Genomic DNA, 18,792 nt, shown 5'->3' with positions numbered 1-18,792 from the left:
GCGTTCTGACACAACAAAACAACGAAAGGCTGCTGCATGAGCAAGACCGGCACTTCCGGCACGGCGCAGATCGGAGTCACCGGCCTGGCCGTGATGGGCTCCAACCTCGCTCGTAACTTCGCCCACCACGGCTACACCGTCGCACTGCACAATCGGTCGATCGCCAAGACCGATGCGTTGCTGGCCGAGCACGGTTCCGAGGGCAAGTTCGTGCGCAGCGAGACGATCGCGGAATTTCTTGAAGCCCTGGAAAAACCGCGCCGGGTGATCATCATGGTCAAGGCCGGCGATCCGACCGATGCCGTCATCAACGAGCTGGCCGACGCCATGGAACCCGGTGACATCATCATCGACGGCGGCAACGCCCTCTACACCGACACCATCCGCCGAGAGAAGGCGATCCGCGAGCGCGGCCTGCACTTCGTCGGCGCGGGCATCTCCGGCGGCGAGGAAGGCGCGCTCAACGGCCCGTCGATCATGCCCGGCGGCCCCGCCGAGTCCTACAAGTCACTCGGCCCCCTGCTGGAGGAGATCTCCGCACACGTCGACGGTGTGCCCTGCTGCACCCACATCGGCCCGGACGGCGCCGGACACTTCGTGAAGATGGTGCACAACGGCATCGAGTATTCCGACATGCAGCTCATCGGCGAGGCCTACCAGTTACTGCGCGACGGCCTCGACCTCGAGGCGGCACAGATCGCCGACGTGTTCAGGGAGTGGAACAAGGGCGACCTCGACAGCTACCTCGTCGAGATCACCGCAGAGGTGCTGAGCCAGGTGGATGCCAAGACCGGCAAGCCGCTGGTGGACGTGATCGTCGACGAGGCCGAGCAGAAGGGCACCGGGCGCTGGACCGTGAAGTCCGCCCTGGACCTCGGGGTTCCGGTCACCGGCATCGCCGAGGCCGTGTTCGCCCGCGCACTGTCGGGTTCGGTCGCCCAGCGCAAGGCCACCACCGGCCTGGCCTCCGGCGACCTCGGCGCAAAACCCAGCGACGCAAAGCAATTCATCGATGACGTCAGCAAGGCCTTGTACGCCTCGAAGATCATCGCGTATGCCCAGGGCTTCAACCAGATTCAGGCCGGCAGCGCGGAGTACGGCTGGGGCATCACGCTCGGCGACATGGCCACCATCTGGCGCGGCGGCTGCATCATCCGGGCCAAGTTCCTCAACCGGATCAAGGAGGCCTACGACGAGAACCCGGAACTGGCCACCCTGATCGCCGCACCGTACTTCCGCAGTGCGGTCGAGGACGGGATCGACAGCTGGCGCCGTGTGGTGATCACAGCGACGGCGCTGGGTATCCCGGTCCCCGGCTTCGCGTCGGCACTGTCGTACTACGACGCATTGCGTACCGAACGGCTGCCCGCCGCACTGACCCAGGGGCTGCGCGATTTCTTCGGCGCGCACACCTACGGGCGTACCGACGCCGAGCCGGGCCAGAAGTTCCACACCCTCTGGAGCGGGGACCGCAGCGAAGTCCCTGCCTGATTCTCGACCGCGAGCAGACACAAAACTGCCCATTTCGTCCCGAGATGAGGCAGTTTTGTGTCTGCTCGGCGGAGGAACCGCGCCACTAGACTCGTGGGCGTGAGATTCCTGAACGGGCACATCCCGCCGTACGACCTGACCTACAACGACGTCTTCGTCGTCCCCGGCCGGTCGGATGTGGCATCGCGGTTCGACGTGGATCTGTCCACCAACGACGGATCCGGCACCACCATCCCGGTGGTGGTGGCCAATATGACGGCGGTGGCAGGCCGGCGCATGGCCGAGACCATCGCGCGTCGCGGCGGCATCGTGGTGCTGCCGCAGGACCTGCCGAGCACCGTGGTGGCCGACACCGTTCAGTTCGTCAAGAGCCGCGACCTCGTGGTGGACACACCGGTGACGCTGAGCCCCGACGACTCGGTGTCCGACGCCGCGGCGTTGCTGCACAAGCGTGCCCACGGCGCCGCGGTGGTGGTGTTCGAGGGACGCCCGATCGGACTGGTGACCGAGGCCAGCTGCGCCGGTGTGGACCGGTTCGCCCGGATCCGCGACGTCGCGGTGTCCGACTTCGTCACCGCGCCGGTCGGCACCGACCCGAAACAGGTGTTCGACCTCCTCGAGCACGCACCGCACGATCTCGCGGTGCTCACGGCGACAGACGGCTCCCTGGCCGGGGTTCTGACCCGCACCGCAGCGGTGCGGGCCGGCATCTACACCCCGGCCGTCGACGCCGCCGGACGACTCCGCGTCGCCGCGGCCGTCGGGATCAACGGCGACGTCGGGTCCAAGGCCCGGGCACTGGCGGAGGCCGGGGCGGACCTGCTGGTCATCGACACCGCACACGGTCATCAACTCAAGATGCTCGACGCAATCAAGCAGGTGGCATCGCTGGACCTCGGCCTGCCGCTGGCAGCGGGCAACGTGGTCTCGGCCGAGGGCACCCGCGACCTCATCGAAGCCGGCGCCTCGATCGTCAAGGTCGGGGTGGGCCCCGGCGCGATGTGCACCACCCGGATGATGACCGGCGTGGGACGCCCCCAGTTCTCCGCTGTAGTCGAATGTGCTGCTGCGGCAAAGGAACTCGGTGCACACGTGTGGGCGGACGGCGGGGTCCGGCACCCGCGGGACGTGGCACTGGCGCTGGCCGCCGGCGCCGCCAACGTGATGATCGGCTCCTGGTTCGCCGGAACCTATGAATCCCCCGGCGACCTGCTGCACGACCGGGAGGAACGGCCGTACAAGGAGAGCTACGGCATGGCCTCCAAACGTGCGGTGGCCGCCCGTACCGCCGGGGACAGCCCGTTCGACCGCGCCCGCAAGGCCCTGTTCGAGGAGGGCATCTCGTCCTCGCGGATGAGCCTCGACCCGGGCCGCGGCGGGGTCGAGGATCTACTCGACCACATCACCTCGGGGGTGCGCAGCACCTGCACCTACGTCGGGGCCACCAACATCACCGAACTGCACGAGAAAGTAGTGCTGGGCGTGCAATCGGCCGCCGGTTTCGCCGAGGGCCATCCGCTGCCGACCGGTTGGTGACCGCGTTACTATTGGGGTTCTGAGTATCAGAGTGGACGGTCGGACATTGCCCGGTCGTCCGCTTTGTCAGATCGAACGAAAGGGTTCACGTGCCGCAGGCACCCACCGAGGCCTCCGGTTCTGAACCGGCCTTCGGGGTGGAACAGCAGTCACTTCTGAGCGCCGAAGCTGACGACCCCTCTCCTAGTCGGCCGGGCCCCGGGCCCGGCGTAGCACTGGTGAGGATGTGATGGGCAGCTCAACCGACCTGGTTTTGTCGTTGCTGTCGGTCCTGGCGATCGTCCTACTCACCTTCGGCACCGCGGTGTTCGTGGCCGCCGAGTTCTCGCTGACCGCACTGGAGCGCAGCACGGTCGAGGCCAATGCCCGCACCGGCGACCGCCGCGACCAACTGGTCCGCCGCGCCCACCGCACCCTGTCGTTCCAGCTCTCGGGCGCCCAGGTGGGCATCTCGATCACCACTCTGGCCACCGGTTACCTCGCCGAACCCGTGGTCGGAGAACTGATCCGCCCCGGCCTGGATGCCATCGGCATACCGGCCAGATTCGCCGGCGGTCTGTCCCTGTTCCTCGCGATCCTCATCGCGACATCGCTGTCGATGGTGTTCGGCGAGCTCGTGCCCAAGAACCTGGCGGTGGCCCGCCCGGTCCCGACAGCGCGTGCGGCTGCCCCGTTCCAGCTGCTGTTCTCGATGCTGTTCACCCCGGTCATCCGGCTGACCAACGGCTCGGCCAACTGGATCGTCCGCCGCCTCGGCGTCGAGCCCGCCGAGGAACTGCGCTCGGCACGCTCGGCCCAGGAGCTGGCATCGCTGGTCCGGAATTCGGCCCGCAGCGGGTCACTCGATCCCACCACCGCGCTGCTGGTGCACCGCTCGCTGCAGTTCGGTGAGCGCACCGCCGAGGAACTGATGACTCCGCGCTCCAAGATCGAGGTGCTCGACGCCGGCGATTCGGTGACCGACCTGATGTCCGCTGCGATCCGCACCGGGTACTCGCGGTTCCCCATCGTCGAGGGCGACCTCGACGAGACGATCGGCGTCGTCCACGTCAAGCAGGTGTTCTCGGTACCGCGCGAGGACCGGGACCGGACCCGGCTGGCCGCGCTGGCGCTGCCGGTGGCCACCGTGCCGTCCACTCTCGACGGCGATGCCGTGATGACCCAGATCCGGGCCAACGGGTTGCAGACCGCACTCGTGGTCGACGAGTACGGCGGCACCGCGGGCATCGTGACGGTCGAGGACCTGATCGAGGAGATCGTCGGCGACGTGCGTGACGAGCATGACGATGCGACCCCCGACGTGGTGCCGGCCGGGGCCGGCTGGCAGGTATCCGGGCTCCTGCGTATCGACGAGGTGGCGACCGGCACCGGGTTCCGTGCCCCCGAGGGCGAATACGAGACGATCGGCGGACTGGTCCTGCAGGAGCTCGGCCACATACCGGAGACCGGTGAATCCGTGGAGCTCACCGCGTTCGACCCGGACGGTGATCCGGACAAACCGACCAGATGGCTGGCCACGGTGGTGCGGATGGACGGGCGCCGGATCGATCTGCTCGAGTTGACCAACCTCGGCAACCGGGAGGACGGCCATGGGTGACATCCTCGGTGTGCTGCTGACGGTGCTGCTGCTGGCCGCCAACGCGTTCTTCGTGGCGGCGGAGTTCGCGTTGATCTCGGCCCGCCGGGACCGGCTACAGGCGCTCGCCGAGCAGGGCAAGCGCAGCGCTGTGACGGTCATCCGGGCCGGCGAACACCTGTCGCTGATGCTGGCCGGCTCCCAGCTGGGCATCACGATCTGCTCGATCCTGCTGGGCCGGGTGGGCGAACCCGCCGTCGCCCATCTGCTGGAGAAACCATTCGCGCTGATCGGCGTGTCCGACGCCGTCCTGCACACGGTCTCGTTCTTCATCGCCCTGGCCATCGTGGTCACCCTGCACGTGCTGCTCGGCGAGATGGTGCCGAAGAACATCGCCATCGCGGGCCCCGAGACTGCCGCGATGCTGTTGGTCCCGCCGTATCTGGTGTACATCCGTGCCGCCAAGCCGTTCATCGCCTTCTACAACTGGTGCGCCAACACCACCCTGCGCGCGTTCCGGGTCGAACCGGTTGACGAACTGGCCTCAGCCGTGTCGACGGTCGAGTTGTCGGAGATGATCGCCGAATCGGTGTCCGAAGGCCTGCTCGACACCGAGGAGCACGGCCGCTTGACACGGGCCCTGCAAACCCGCAGCCGCACGGTCAACGACGTTGCGATGCCGTTGAACGAAATTCATGCGATACCCGTTGCCGCCGAAGGCAGCGGGCCGACCGTGGGGGCGGTCGAGCAGGCCCTCACCGAGACCGGCTACTCCCGCTTCCCGGTGACCGATACGTCGGGGACAGTCATCGGATACCTGCACATCAAGGATGTGCTGCCGAAGATCAGCGACCCCGACGCGGTGCTGGACGTGTCGATGGTGCGGCCGCTGCCCCGGGTCCCCGCCTCGTTGCCGCTGCCCGACGCACTGTCCCGGATGCGACGCAGCAACAGTCACCTCGCGCTGGTGGTCGAGGAAGAGGATGAGCACGGCGAGGAACCTGAGCGCGCTGACGGTGTGGACGAGCATGACCGAGAGGTGTCCGGGACCGTCACCGCGATGGTCGCCCTGGAGGACCTGGTCGAAGACCTGGTCGGAACGGTGCGCGACGGCACGCACCGCATCTGACCTGTCGGACTGTCGCCCGGTTTGATCGGTAGGCTCGAGCCGCACACCGGCGACGGGCCACCTGGTGGAGGAGACATGGAAGGACACGCTGGATCTGACGCGGCCCGGCTGACCCTTCCGGGGATCGCCGACGCCGAGCAGGTTCTGGCCGCCCCGGAGTGGGCTGCACGGGCAGAATCACACCGGCGCCGGACCGACGACTTCCTCACACCGCACGTGCGCCGGCGACACGCCGGTGAGCCGCACCCGGTATGGGATTTCCTGTTCACCTACTACAGCCTTCGCCCCCGCCAGCTACGTCAATGGCATCCAGGCTTCGGGGTGGTGCTCGCCGGCGACGGGTCCGGCGCGTATCTGCGCCGCACCGGTTACGGCCCGCACGCGCACGGCGTGACGGTGCGGGACGACTACCTGCGCTCCCGTATCGAGACCGTCCGATTCGTGGCCCGGTTGATGCGTGCGACCGCGACGCGGGCACCCCGGATGAACTGCTTCGGACTGCACGAGTGGGCCATGGTCTATCGGGCCCCTCAGCTGCGCCACGACCAGGTTCCGCTGCGGCTGGGCGGCGCCGGCACCGATGCCGTTGTCGAGTCAATGCCGTTGCGGTGCACCCACTTCGATGCGTTTCGCTTTTTCACCGACGCCGCGGTGGGCCGCAACGACCGGCAACTGAGCCGGGAGCAGCAGCTCGACGCCGAGCAGCCCGGCTGCATCCACGCCGCCATGGACACCTACAAGTGGGCGTACAAACTGGGCCCGCTGGTGCCGTCGGAGTTGGTGATGGACGCACTCGATCTGGCCGCCGACGCGCGGGCACTCGACATGTGTGCCAGCCCATACGACTTGAGGCGCTATGGTTTCGAGCCGATCGCCATCGAAACACCGGCCGGGCGTGCCGAATACGTCAGGGCCCAACAGCGCATCGCCGAGCGGGCGGCTCCACTGCGGGTCACTCTGGCAAACCGGTGTGAGCTGTTGCTCACCAAGCTGGACGGCTGAAAGGCCGACGTTACCAATGGGTAAGCTGGATAAACGGCAGGCATCGCACGGTGCCTGGAGCCGAGGGAGGAAACGCGCATGACCAATCGCGTGACTGTCGGAAACCTGCGCGTCGCGCAGGTGCTGCACGACTTCATCACGAACGAGGCACTGCCGGGCACCGGCGTCGACCCGGACAGCTTCTGGTCCGGCGTGGACAAGGTCGTCGCTGACCTCACCCCGAAGAACCAGGACCTGCTGGCCCGTCGCGACGATCTGCAGGCGCAGATCGACAAGTGGCACCGCGCGCATGTGCTCGAGCCGGTCGACCCCGAGGCCTACAAGCAGTTCCTCACCGATATCGGCTACCTGCTGCCCGAGCCCGCCGACTTCACCGTCACCACTTCCGGCGTCGACGACGAGATCACCTCGACCGCCGGCCCGCAGCTCGTGGTGCCGATCCTCAACGCCCGCTTCGCGCTCAATGCCGCCAACGCCCGGTGGGGCTCGCTCTATGACGCGCTGTACGGCACGGACGTCATCAGCGAGGAAGACGGCGCCGAGAAGGGATCCGGCTACAACCGGATCCGCGGTGACAAGGTGATCGCCTACGCGCGCAACTTCCTGGACGAGGCCGCGCCGCTGGCCGCAGGCTCCTGGAGCGACGCCACGGGACTCAAGATCGTCCAAGAAGACGGGGCCGGCCAGTTGCTGGTCGAGTACGGCGATGACCTCAGTACCGGTCTGGCCACCCCCGAGCAGTTCGTCGGCTACACCGGTGAGCTGGGCGAGCCCCAGTGGTCGGTGCTGCTGGCCAACCACGGCCTGCACATCGAGATCCTGATCGACCCCGACTCCCCCATCGGTTCGACCGACGCCGCAGGCATCAAGGATGTCGTGCTGGAATCCGCGATCACCACGATCATGGACTTCGAGGACTCCGTGGCCGCCGTCGACGCCGACGACAAGGTGCTCGGCTACCGCAACTGGCTGGGCCTGAACCGCGGCGACCTGGCCGAAGAGGTCAGCAAGGGCGGCAAGTCCTTCACCCGTGTCCTCAACCCCGACCGCACCTTCACCACCCCGGACGGCGAGGGCGAGCTGACCCTGCCCGGCCGCAGCCTGCTGTTCGTCCGCAACGTCGGACACCTGATGACCAACGACGCCATCGTCTTCGACAATGATGGGGTGGACGGCGCCGAAGTTCCCGAGGGCATTCAGGACGCGCTGTTCACCGGCCTGATCGCCATGCACGGATTGAAGGATGCCGCCGACAACGACGGAGCCAACGGTCCGCTGAAGAACAGCCGCACCGGCTCTGTCTACATCGTCAAGCCCAAGATGCACGGACCCGAAGAGGTCGCCTTCACCTGCGAGTTGTTCGGCCGCGTCGAAGACGTGCTCGGCCTGCCGGGTGGCACCCTCAAGGTCGGCATCATGGACGAGGAACGTCGCACCACGGTCAACCTGAAGGCCGCCATCTCGGCCGCCGCCGACCGCGTGGTGTTCATCAACACCGGCTTCCTGGACCGCACCGGCGACGAGATCCACACCTCGATGGAGGCCGGCCCGATGATCCGCAAGGGCGCCATGAAGGCCCAGCCGTGGATCAAGGCCTACGAGGACAACAACGTCGACGTCGGTCTGGCGACCGGTCTGGCCGGTAAGGCGCAGATCGGCAAGGGCATGTGGGCCATGACCGATCTGATGGCCGACATGGTCGAGCAGAAGATCGGCCAGCCGAAGGCCGGCGCCACCACCGCGTGGGTGCCCTCACCGACCGCGGCCACCCTGCACGCGATGCACTACCACCAGGTGGACGTCGAGGCGGTGCAGAAGGAGCTGACCGGCAAGAAGCGCGCCACGATCGAGGAACTGCTGACGATCCCGCTCGCGGACTCCTCGTTGACCTGGTCACCGGAGGAGATCCACGAAGAGGTGGACAACAACTGCCAGTCGATCCTGGGCTACGTGGTCCGCTGGATCGACGCCGGCGTCGGCTGCTCGAAGGTGCCCGACATCCACAACATCGCGCTGATGGAAGACCGCGCCACCCTGCGGATCTCCAGCCAGCTGCTGGCCAACTGGCTGCGTCACGGCGTCATCACCGAAGAGGACGTCAAGGCCAGCCTGCGCCGGATGGCCGCCGTCGTCGACGAGCAGAACGCCGGGGACCCCGACTACCTGCCGATGGCGCCCAACCCGGATGCCAGCATCGCGTTCGGCGCAGCCCAGGAGCTGATCCTGTCCGGAGCCCAGCAGCCCAACGGCTACACCGAGCCGATCCTGCACCGGCGCCGCCGCGAGTTCAAAGCGAGCATCGCCGGGAAGTGATTAGACTTCGGCGGGTCCGGATGACTAGTCGGCGCGAGACGTACAGGGGTTAGGAATGGGCAGGCACAGCATTCCCGACCCTGAGGATGCGCCCGACGAGCCCGAGCACGGGCACGTCGGGGACTCCGGTTACCGGGACGATTACGAACGTCCCCGTGACGAGCAGTCACCGTACGCCGGAGACGAATTCGACCTGCCCGGGCGTCAGCCCGATCGTGGCTACCGGGATGCACCCGGGTACCGGGCCGAGCCCGACTACCGCGCACCCCAGTACGCCGACGGGGACGACGACTACGAATCGGACTATCACGATTCCGAGTACGCCGACTATGACGAAACGGATTACGTCGAGGAAGACGCGTACGACGACGATTACGTCGACGGATACCGCGACAACTACTCCGACGACTACGACGCGGGGTTCGCCGACGATCAGCCGACCGCCCAGTTCGGCGCGGTGGGCGAACCGCCGCCGCCGTCCGGCCCGTCCGGCCGCCAGCACGGCGGGGACTGGGACGGCGGTGAGTGGACGGGCAGCCATCGCGCAGTGGAATCCGGCCGACGCGGTGTCAGCGTCAGTGTGATCGTCGCACTGGTCACGGTGGTGGGCGTGGTCGGCGCGGTGATCCTGTGGAAGTTCTTCGGCGATGTCCTCGCCGGCCGCAGCGATGCTGCGGCCGCACGCTGCGTCGACGGCGAACTCGGCGTCGCCGTCATCGCCGACCCGACGATCTCGACACACATCGAAGGACTGGCCAACGCGTACAACGAGTCGGTCAGTCCGGTCGGTGATCGCTGCGTCAAGGTGCGCGTGCAGTCCGCCGAATCCGACCGTGTGGTCGGCGGTTTCGCCAACACATGGCCCAGCGAACTCGGCGACCGTCCGGCGCTGTGGATTCCGGCGAGCGGCATCGCCGAGGCGCGACTGGAGGCGACTGCGGGAGCCAAGACTGTCAGCGACAGCCGATCGCTGGTCACCTCACCGGTCCTGCTGGCGGTCCGCCCGCAGCTCAAGGACGCACTGGCACAACAGACCTGGGCTACGCTGCCGCAACTTCAGAGCAGCCCGGCCGCGATGAATGCGCTCAAGCTGCCCGGGTGGGGCACGCTGAAACTGGCACTGCCGACCCACAGCAACGGCGATGCCGCCCCGCTCGTCGCCGAGGCCGTCGCCGCGGCAACGGCTCCGTCGGGCGCGCCGGCGACCTCCGGCATGAGCGGCGTGAACACGCTCTTCCACGGCCAGCCCAAACTCGACGACTCCGAGCTGGGAGGCGCCCTGGACGCGTTGCTCAACGCCTCCGACGCGGCGACCGCGCCGGTACACGCCGTGGCCACCACCGAGCAGCAACTGTTCCTGCGGGCCACGTCGGTCGACAACGTCAAATCCTCGCTGGCCGGCTGGCTGCCGCCGGGTCCCACCGCCACCGCCGACTATCCGACGGTGCTGCTGGCCGGGGACTGGCTGGAGAAGGAACAGATCACCGCGGCCAGCGAGTTCGCCCGCTATCTGCGCAAGCCCGAGCAACTCGCCGAGCTCGCCAAGGTGGGATTCCGTGCCGAGGGAACGTCGCCGCCGTCCAGCGATGTCACGACTTTCAGCCAGCTCGCCGCACCGTTGTCGGTCGGTGACAACGCCATGCGGGTGACGCTGGCCAACGCCACGGCCACACCGTCGGGAAACCCTGCGGTCACGATCATGCTCGACCAGTCGATGCCGACCGAGGAGGGCGGCAAGTCACGGCTGGCCAACGTCGTGGCAGCGCTCGACAGCCGGCTCAAGGCATTGCCCGATACCGCAGCAGTCGGCCTGTGGACCTTTGACGGCACCGAGGGCCGCTCGGAGGTCTCGACCGGGCCGTTGGCCGAGCCGGTCAACGGGCAGCGGCGCTCCGATGCGCTGACCTCGACGCTCGACGAGCAGTCCGCCTCGGGCGGCGGCGCGGTGTCGTTCACCACGCTACGAATGCTCTACAACGAAACGCTGTCGAAATATCGTGAGGGCCAGAGCAATTCGATCCTGCTGATCACCACGGGACCCCACACCGATCAGAGTCTGGACGGGGCCGGGCTGCAGGATTTCATCCGCGGCGCATTCGACCCCGCGCGTCCAGTCGCAGTCAACGTGATCGACTTCGGCAGTGGCTCGGACCGGGCCACGTGGGAGGCCGTCGCGCAGGCCAGCAGCGGCACTTACCAACATCTCTCCAGCTCGGCCTCACCCGAACTGGCCGGCGCTGTCAACTCGATGCTGGGTTGATCCGGCGCGGGTGATTCGCCGCGTGTTCCACGGCGCGCGCCGCTTTCTACCCCAGGGTCGTTCGGAGCGATCGTGCACAGCCCCGGGGTAGAAACCGACGCGAGAAACGGCTCAGGCGAACGCTTCGACCGGCGGGCAGGAGCACACCAGGTTCCGGTCGCCGTACGCGCCGTCGATCCGACGGACGGGCGGCCACACCTTGGGACGGAACCCCTTGCCCAACGGGTAAGCGGCCTGTTCGCGGGTGTAAGGGTGATCCCAGTCGGCTACCAGCAGGCACTCGGCGGTGTGCGGGGCACCACGCAACGGGTTGTCGTCAACCGGCCACTCCCCCGAGCCGACCCGGTCGATCTCGCCCCGGATGGCGATCATCGCGTCACAGAACGCGTCGACCTCGGTCAGGCTCTCGCTCTCGGTCGGCTCGACCATCAACGTGCCGGCAACCGGGAAGCTCATGGTCGGTGCATGGAAACCGTAGTCCGCGAGCCGCTTTGCCACATCATCCACGGTCACGCCGGTGTCCTTGGTGATCCCGCGCAGATCCAGGATGCACTCGTGGGCGACCATGCCGTTCTCCCCCGTGTAGAGCACCGGGTAGTACTCGTCGAGGCGGCGGGCCACATAGTTGGCCGACGCGATCGCGGTCAGCGTCGCCGCACGCAGGCCCGGGGCACCCATCATCCGGATGTAGGCCCAGGTGATCGGCAGGATCGACGCGGACCCGTATGGCGCCGCCGAGACGGTGTGCTCGTCGGGTAGCTCGTCGGCCAGCGGATGGCCGGGCAGGAACGGTGCCAGATGAGCGCGGACCGCAACCGGTCCGACGCCGGGGCCGCCGCCACCGTGCGGGATGCAGAACGTCTTGTGCAGGTTCAGATGGCTGACGTCACCGCCGAAGCGACCCGGACGAGCCAACCCGACCAGCGCGTTGAGGTTTGCGCCGTCCACGTAGACCTGTCCGCCCACGTCATGGACCGCCGCACAGATGTCGGCGACGTCGTGCTCGTAGACGCCGTGCGTCGACGGGTAGGTGATCATCAGCGCCGCAACCCGATCCGCGTGTTCGGCGATCTTCGCGCGCAGGTCGTCGAGGTCGACGTCGCCGTTCTCGCGGCAGGCCACCACCACGACGCGCATGCCGGCCAGTGCGGCCGAGGCGGCGTTGGTGCCGTGCGCGCTCGACGGGATCAGGCAGAGGTCGCGTTCGGTCTCGCCACGCGAGTCGTGATAGGCCTTGATCGCCAGCAGGCCGGCGTACTCCCCCTGGGAACCGGCGTTGGGCTGCAATGAGATCTGGTCGTAGCCGGTGATCCCGGTCAGCCAGTCCTGCAGGTCGGCGATCAGCTTGCGCAGGCCCGGATTGTCCGATGCCGGCGCGAACGGGTGCTGACGGCCGAACTCCGGCCAGGTGATCGGCTCCATCTCGGCGGCCGCATTCAGCTTCATCGTGCAGGAGCCCAGCGGAATCATGCTGCGGTCCAAGGCAATATCCTTGTCCGCCAGCATCCGGAGGTAGCGCATCATCTCGGTCTCGGTGCGATAGGAGTTGAATGCCGGATGCGTCAGGAACTCCGAGGTACGCGTAACAATGCCGGTGGCCACCGGCTCGGCCGGCGACACCCCGAATGCCTCCAGGACCGCGGCCACATGGGCTTCGGTGGTGACCTCGTCGCAGGACACCGACACGTGGTCGGCGTCGACACGCCACAGGTTGATTCCCTTGATCTTGGCGGCCGCGATCACAGCGTCGGCGCGTCCGGGGACCCGGGCCAGCACGGTGTCGAAGTACTCGTCGTGCACCACCGCGTCACCGAGTGCACCCGCGATCGCGGCGGCGTGGCCGTGCACGCGGCGGGCGATCGCGGTCAGCCCCTCGGCGCCGTGGTAGCTGGCGTACGTCGCCGCCATCACGGCCAACAGCACCTGCGCAGTACAGATGTTGCTGGTCGCCTTGTCCCGGCGGATGTGCTGCTCGCGGGTCTGCAGCGCCAGGCGGTAGGCCGGCGACCCGTCCGCGTCGACGGAGACACCGACCAACCGGCCCGGCAGCTGCCGGGCATGCTTGGCGTGCACTGCCAGATAGCCGGCGTGCGGACCGCCGAATCCCATTGGTACACCGAACCGTTGGCTGGTCCCGAAGGCGACGTCGGCGCCGACGTTGCCCGGCGGCTTGATCAACGTCAGCGCCAGCAGGTCGGCACCCACCGCAACCAGTGCGCCACGCTCATGAGAATCGGCGATCAGGCGCGTCCAATCCACGACGCGGCCACTCGCACCGGGCAGCTGCACGATGACGCCGAAGAACTCGCCCTCGGGAAGGCCCTGGCTGAGGTCCGTGGTGACGATCTCGATGCCGAGCGGCTGTGCGCGGGTCGCCAGCACGGCCGCGGTCTGCGCGTACACATCGGTGTCGACCAGCAGTCGGTTCGTCTTGGATTTGGTCGCGCGGTGCATCAGGGTCATCGCCTCGGCCGCGGCGGTGCCTTCGTCCAGCATCGAGGCGTTCGCCACCTCAAGTCCGGTCAGGTCGGACACCATGGTCTGGAAGTTGAGCAACACCTCGAGCCTGCCCTGGCTGATCTCGGGCTGATATGGGGTGTAGGCGGTGTACCAGGCGGGGTTCTCAAGAATGTTGCGCCGCAACACGGCGGGCGTGAAGGTGTCGAAGTAGCCCTGGCCGATCATCGAGACCGCGGTCGTGTTGGAATCGGCCAACGCACGCAGCTCGGCAAGTGACTGCTCTTCGGTGGCAGGCGCCGGCAGACCCTCCAGGCCCGGGGCGACCCCGTCGGAGGCCAGCGCGTCGAGAATGCCTGCCGGCAGCGCCTTCGCGGCGAGCTCGTCGAGGGATGCCACGCCGATCACTTCGAGCATGGTGGCAACGGCGGAGGCGTCGGGACCGATGTGACGATCGGCGAAACGCGATTGATGCTGGTCGGACACGACACTCTCCTGAGGCGCAGACGTGTTGAGACGTCGTAGGCGTCCCTCTCCCTCTGTCGTCGACCCGGTCCGGGCGCCTGAGAGATTCAGCCCCGGTACAGGACCTTTCCCCATGGGCGGGTGCCCACAGGGGCACCACTTTCCAGAGGCATCGGGGCCTGGCGCGGTCCTGGGTGCCTGAGAGGTTGACGGAGAGGTATTGCTCCTTCGGCGTCCGTGGCTGGCTGTCACGAAACTCTCCCGCGCGAGGGCGATGCGTCGGCAATTCTACCGGCCGCGCACCGGTATTCGCGAACGGACGCACAGGTACCCCGGAACCGTCGGCCCCGGGGTACTAGGTGTCTGCTTGCGGCGGGAACTCAGCCGATTTTGCGATCGCGGCTTTTGCGCCGCGACGCCAGCTCGTCCTCGGGTGACGCGATGGACTCGCCACCGTCGGCGCGCTCGCCCGGGAAGTCGGCGATGGTGCCGGTCAACTCACGCATGGCGCCGGACACCGCGATCCCGAACACGCCCTGACCGCCCTGCAGCAGATCCACGACCTCTTCGGCCGAGGTGCATTCGTAGACCGTGGTGCCATCGGAGAACAGGGTGATGTTGGCCAGATCCTGCACGCCGCGCTGGCGCAGGTGGTCGACGGCAACCCGGATGTTGTGCAACGAGATTCCGGTGTCCAGCAACCGCTTGACGATCTTGAGGACCAGGACGTCCTTGAACGAGTAGAGACGTTGGCTGCCCGAACCGGCCGCACCCCGGATGGATGGGACCACCAGGGAGGTGCGCGCCCAATAATCGAGCTGCCGGTAGGTGATGCCGGCGATCTGGCAGGCACTCGGACCGCGGTAACCGACGAGCTCGTCAGGCACCGAATCATCGGGGAACAGACCACCCTGCACGGGTTCGCCAGCCGGCCTGACAGGCGGCTCCGCGCCGCTCCCGGTAGCCAGATCCAGCTCTTCCTGCCGTGGCGTGTCACCCACTGTGAATCCTCTCGCCGATCGAACTCGCCCGCACCGTAGTGCCATGTCCCGCACCGTAGCCATCTCTTCTGCGGCGGTTTGCTGCGCGCTCGAATGTGTCGAGCATACGCTTCCCGCCGAGCCCTGATTGCTGGCTGCGATGAAAGTATGGCGCCCGATTTCCCGCCCGATTGACTCCCGCGCCGCGTGTCGACACCGATATGCCCAGTTGAGACGTATCCGTGACCTGCAAGGCGCGGGCGACGGTCATGTCGCCTTGAAGTCGTCCGGCGAAACGCTGTCCAGGAACTCCTTGAACTTCTCGACCTCGTCCTCAGGCACACCGCCGGTGCCGCCATCTTGATCGTTCTCGTCGGGAATCAGCAGGCCGGCCTCGGCGAGCACCGCTTCCTCGACATAGATCGGCACGCCGACACGCAGAGCGATCGCCACCGAGTCCGAAGGCCGGGCCGACACCGTGATGTCGCGGTCGAAGATCAGGTCGGCGTAGAACGTGCCTTCCTGAAGATCGACGATCCGCACCTCTTTGAGCGAATGCCCCAGGGCAGCAATGACATCTCGGATCAGGTCGTGAGTGAGCGGCCGGGTGGGCTCGACGCCCTGCTGTTCCAGGGCGATCGCGGCGGCCTCCGACTGCCCGATCCAGATCGGTAGGTACCGGTCACCGTTGGATTCCCGCAACAGCAACACGGGCTGGTTCTGCGGCTGCTCAACCCGAATGCCGACCACACGAACCTCAGCCATCTGCGCCTGCCCTCCGCACCGCCGTGCCGTTTCGTCGAATCTTCGTCCTTCGCCAGTTCGCTTCAGGGGTCCCGACTTAGACGAGCTGGCCGTCAAAACGAGTCTAGTCCTCAGCGATCCAGAACGTCGCGTACGGCGGACTTGATCAGTGACGTGTGGAGGGTGATCGCCAGTGCGGCCACTTCACGGGCCAGATCGTCGGCCCGATCGCGGGCACCGGCCTTGCCCGCCTTGCCCACCGGGCCGGCAATCTGGGCAATCAGGTCGGACTGCCGGTCTGCGGCGGACCGAAATGCCCGCAGATGCCTTGGCTCGACGCCATAGTCGCCCAGGGCTCGCGCACACTGGGCGATCACCACGGAATGTTCGTCGAAAAATCCGGCGGTCCCGGCCGTGATGATGCCGTTGCGGACCAACGCCCCGAGCATCTCCTCGTCGATGCCCGACCGGGCCAGCAGATCTTCACGCGACAGCCGGACCTGCGTCGGCGCCACCCCAGATATCCCGGCGGTGCCGTTCACCCCGTCGCCTCCGCGGTCTCCACCGTCGGACACCCCGACCAGGCGGGGCACCGTGTAGGCCGATTCGGCCTGCGGCAACTCACCGTCCGGCAGGGCGTCCAGCTGAGCCTTGATCACTTTCAACGGCAGGTACTGGTCGCGCTGGGCGGTGAGGATGAACCGCAACCGTGCGCAGTCGTACGCCGTGAACCGCCGGTACCCCGACGCGGTGCGCTGCGGTGCGACCAGTCCCTCGGCCTCGAGGAACCGGATCTTGGAGATGCTGACATCCGGAAAGTCGCCCCGCAGCAGGTCCAGCACTGCGCCGATCGACATCCCGGCCAGCGCAGGTCTGTCGGGGGCAGTCATCGGCTAGCTGGTCGGGCCGCTGTCGTCGTCAGATCGAGGGCCGGTGAGGAACACCAGGCGGAACTTCCCGATCTGCACCTCGTCGCCGTTGGCGAGCACCGCCGAATCGACCGGCTCGCGGTTGACGTACGTGCCGTTGAGGCTGCCGACATCGACAACCTGGAACTCGCCGCTCTCCAACCGGAACTCGGCGTGTCGACGGCTCACCGTCACGTCATCGAGAAAGATGTCGCTGTCCGGGTGACGTCCCGCCGACGTGGTCGGCTGATCGAGCAGGAAACGCGATCCGGCGTTCGGTCCACGCTTGACGACGAGCAATGCCGAACCCGCGGGCAGGCCCTCGACGCCGGAAACGGCGCCTTCGGTGCCAGCCGTTGCGGGCGCATCCAGTTCGTTCAAAAAGTCCGCGCGAAAAACCGATGTGGTTTCCACCGTCACGTCTTCCGACTGGTCGGCCCCCAAATTGCTGTCCTTTTCCGTCACCCGCTGCTCCTCACTGGCTGCTGTGGCGTTGGCCGGCGCGGCCCCAGCCCATCGTCGGTCTCACGTCGACCGTACCGCGCCTCAGGCATCATTGTGTCCACCACCGCCGGATCCGATGGGGAAGATATCTGCGCGCCGGGTACAGCCGAACCGGTCTCGGCGACCGGCCTTCGAAACCCTAACAATCTCTCACTCGGTCACAGCCGCGCGGTAGCCGTCCGCGTCGAGCAAACCAGCCAGAGCGCCCTCGAGCGCGCCGTCCTCGAGCCGCAGATCGACCAGCCAACCTTCGCCGTACGGGTCGGAGTTGACCAGCTGAGGGCTGCCGTCCAGATCACCGTTGACCGCAACGACTTTCGCCGCGACGGGAGCGTAGAGATCCGACACCGACTTGGTGGACTCGACCTCGCCGAACGCGTCGCCGGACGCCAGCTCGGCGCCGACGTCAGGCAGCTGGACGAACACCACATCGCCGAGGGCGGACTGCGCATAGTCGGTGATGCCGACGCGCACCGTGTTGTCACCGGTGCGCAACACCCACTCGTGCTCCGAGGTGTAGTACAGGTCGGCAGGAATCTCGCTCACGGCGCTCCTAAACAATTCGGGGAGTTGGTTGCTGTGCTCATTTGATGCTCACTTGACGGGCTGAGCGTATTGGCGCGGTTTCGGTTGTCGCAAGGCGGTGACGTCGACGCGCTCGGCTTGTTGTATCACCATCGTGCCGCCGACACGCTTGACACTGTCCATTGCCCCGCCGGGAATGTTCATCGCCGCCGCCAGTGTCGGCGGGTCCCCTATGGCCAGAACCGAATACGGTGGCCGCAGGGTCGCCTCGTCCACGGTCAGCGCCCCGGGGGCGCCCATGATCCAGGTGTCGATGCCGACCCGCACCGCGGACTGCTGGTCTCCGCTGCGGATCTCGATGGCCTCGGCGCCCGCCGCGCGCAGCTCGTTGATCACATCGAGCATGGTCTCGGCGGGTACCCCGGGCGCATTGTCTTCTATGGTGAGCGTCACTCCCGGACCCGTGGCGGCCACCGTCCCGATCTGGATGGACAGGGCCTCCAGCCGGGCCTGGGCATTCTCGATCGCGGCCTGATCGCTGCTGCCCGAGGCCTGCAGCTGCTGCAGCGTCCGCTGCAAGTCGGCCACCTCGGTATTGAGCGAGCCCTCGCGTTGCTGCAGAGAGTCCAGGAGCACCAGCAGATCCGCCGGACGCGCGGTCTCCAGCGAATCCCCCGACTCGTTCTGGCGAACCTGCGTGACGATCGCCATGCCGAGCAGGATGCACAACAACACCCCCAGGGCGCCGAACATCAACTGCGAACGGCCACGGCGCACGATCCGCAGATTCCGGAACCGGCGCGGCGAGACATCGGCCGGCATCTCATGGCGGCCGTGATGCTCGGGCTCGGTGTGGGCATCGGGCTCGGTGTCGGGCTGATCCGGCTCAGCCGGATCGTCCT

14 protein-coding genes and 1 riboswitch are annotated in these 18,792 nt (G+C 67.3%); of the genes, 7 read left to right on the top strand and 7 right to left on the bottom strand.

The features are described 5' to 3' along the window. Positions 1-36: 36 nt before the first annotated feature. The 7 genes from gndA (at position 37) to ACZYZF_RS25350 (ending at position 11,307) form a co-directional block, all read left to right on the top strand. On the top strand, positions 37-1,491 hold the full coding sequence (gene gndA, locus ACZYZF_RS25380) for an NADP-dependent phosphogluconate dehydrogenase (protein ID WP_463747799.1): 1,455 nt from the start codon (positions 37-39) through the stop codon (positions 1,489-1,491). Between the two features lie 99 nt (positions 1,492-1,590). Beyond that, positions 1,591-3,027: a GuaB1 family IMP dehydrogenase-related protein gene (locus ACZYZF_RS25375; protein WP_463747798.1), complete on the top strand. Its 1,437-nt coding sequence runs from the start codon at positions 1,591-1,593 to the stop codon at positions 3,025-3,027. A 229-nt stretch (positions 3,028-3,256) separates the two neighbouring features. Continuing rightward, positions 3,257-4,624: a hemolysin family protein gene (locus ACZYZF_RS25370; protein WP_463747797.1), complete on the top strand. Its 1,368-nt coding sequence runs from the start codon at positions 3,257-3,259 to the stop codon at positions 4,622-4,624. Continuing rightward, entirely contained in the window at positions 4,617-5,732 is a 1,116-nt protein-coding gene (locus ACZYZF_RS25365) for a hemolysin family protein (protein ID WP_463747796.1), read from the top strand. The genes ACZYZF_RS25370 and ACZYZF_RS25365 overlap by 8 nt, the downstream gene beginning before the upstream one ends. 75 nt (positions 5,733-5,807) lie before the next feature. Next, the gene (locus tag ACZYZF_RS25360; protein WP_463747795.1) at positions 5,808-6,734 is read left to right on the top strand and encodes a 3-methyladenine DNA glycosylase; all 927 of its coding nucleotides are present in this window, start codon (positions 5,808-5,810) and stop codon (positions 6,732-6,734) included. A gap of 78 nt (positions 6,735-6,812) precedes the next feature. After that, complete coding sequence (locus ACZYZF_RS25355; RefSeq protein WP_463747794.1) at positions 6,813-9,047, top strand: malate synthase G; 2,235 nt, start codon at positions 6,813-6,815, stop codon at positions 9,045-9,047. 55 nt (positions 9,048-9,102) lie between these two features. Continuing rightward, positions 9,103-11,307, top strand: a complete 2,205-nt coding sequence (locus ACZYZF_RS25350) for a substrate-binding domain-containing protein (RefSeq protein ID WP_463747793.1) — start codon at positions 9,103-9,105, stop codon at positions 11,305-11,307. Between the two features lie 111 nt (positions 11,308-11,418). On the opposite strand, the gene gcvP is transcribed toward ACZYZF_RS25350, so the two are convergent. The 7 genes from gcvP to ACZYZF_RS25315 form a co-directional block, all read right to left on the bottom strand. Continuing rightward, positions 11,419-14,250, bottom strand: a complete 2,832-nt coding sequence (gcvP, locus tag ACZYZF_RS25345) for an aminomethyl-transferring glycine dehydrogenase (protein WP_463747792.1) — start codon at positions 14,248-14,250, stop codon at positions 11,419-11,421. Positions 14,251-14,404: 154 nt separating this feature from the next. Beyond that, positions 14,405-14,503, bottom strand: a riboswitch (glycine riboswitch). A 106-nt stretch (positions 14,504-14,609) separates the two neighbouring features. After that, the gene (locus ACZYZF_RS25340; protein ID WP_166905050.1) at positions 14,610-15,230 is read right to left on the bottom strand and encodes a MerR family transcriptional regulator; all 621 of its coding nucleotides are present in this window, start codon (positions 15,228-15,230) and stop codon (positions 14,610-14,612) included. Positions 15,231-15,476: 246 nt separating this feature from the next. Then, positions 15,477-15,974: a bifunctional nuclease family protein gene (locus ACZYZF_RS25335; protein WP_463747791.1), complete on the bottom strand. Its 498-nt coding sequence runs from the start codon at positions 15,972-15,974 to the stop codon at positions 15,477-15,479. A 110-nt stretch (positions 15,975-16,084) separates the two neighbouring features. Then, positions 16,085-16,843 carry a transcriptional regulator FtsR gene (gene ftsR, locus ACZYZF_RS25330; RefSeq protein WP_463747790.1) on the bottom strand — a complete coding sequence of 253 codons (759 nt, stop codon included), beginning with the start codon at positions 16,841-16,843 and terminating at the stop codon, positions 16,085-16,087. A 3-nt stretch (positions 16,844-16,846) separates the two neighbouring features. Next, a complete protein-coding gene (gene garA / locus ACZYZF_RS25325) occupies positions 16,847-17,326 on the bottom strand; it encodes a glycogen accumulation regulator GarA (protein ID WP_166905047.1) in 480 nt (159 codons plus the stop codon). A gap of 189 nt (positions 17,327-17,515) precedes the next feature. Beyond that, positions 17,516-17,911, bottom strand: coding sequence for a glycine cleavage system protein GcvH (gcvH, locus tag ACZYZF_RS25320; RefSeq protein ID WP_463747789.1), 396 nt, complete (start codon positions 17,909-17,911; stop codon positions 17,516-17,518). Positions 17,912-17,959: 48 nt separating this feature from the next. Next, complete coding sequence (locus ACZYZF_RS25315) at positions 17,960-18,712, bottom strand: DUF881 domain-containing protein (protein ID WP_463747907.1); 753 nt, start codon at positions 18,710-18,712, stop codon at positions 17,960-17,962. Between the last annotated feature and the right edge of the window lie 80 nt (positions 18,713-18,792).

It is taken from the genome of Mycobacterium sp. IDUB_24, from assembly GCF_055419385.1.
The sequence above is the reverse complement of the archived record's forward strand: the minus strand, read 5'-3'. Positions and strand labels throughout refer to the sequence as shown.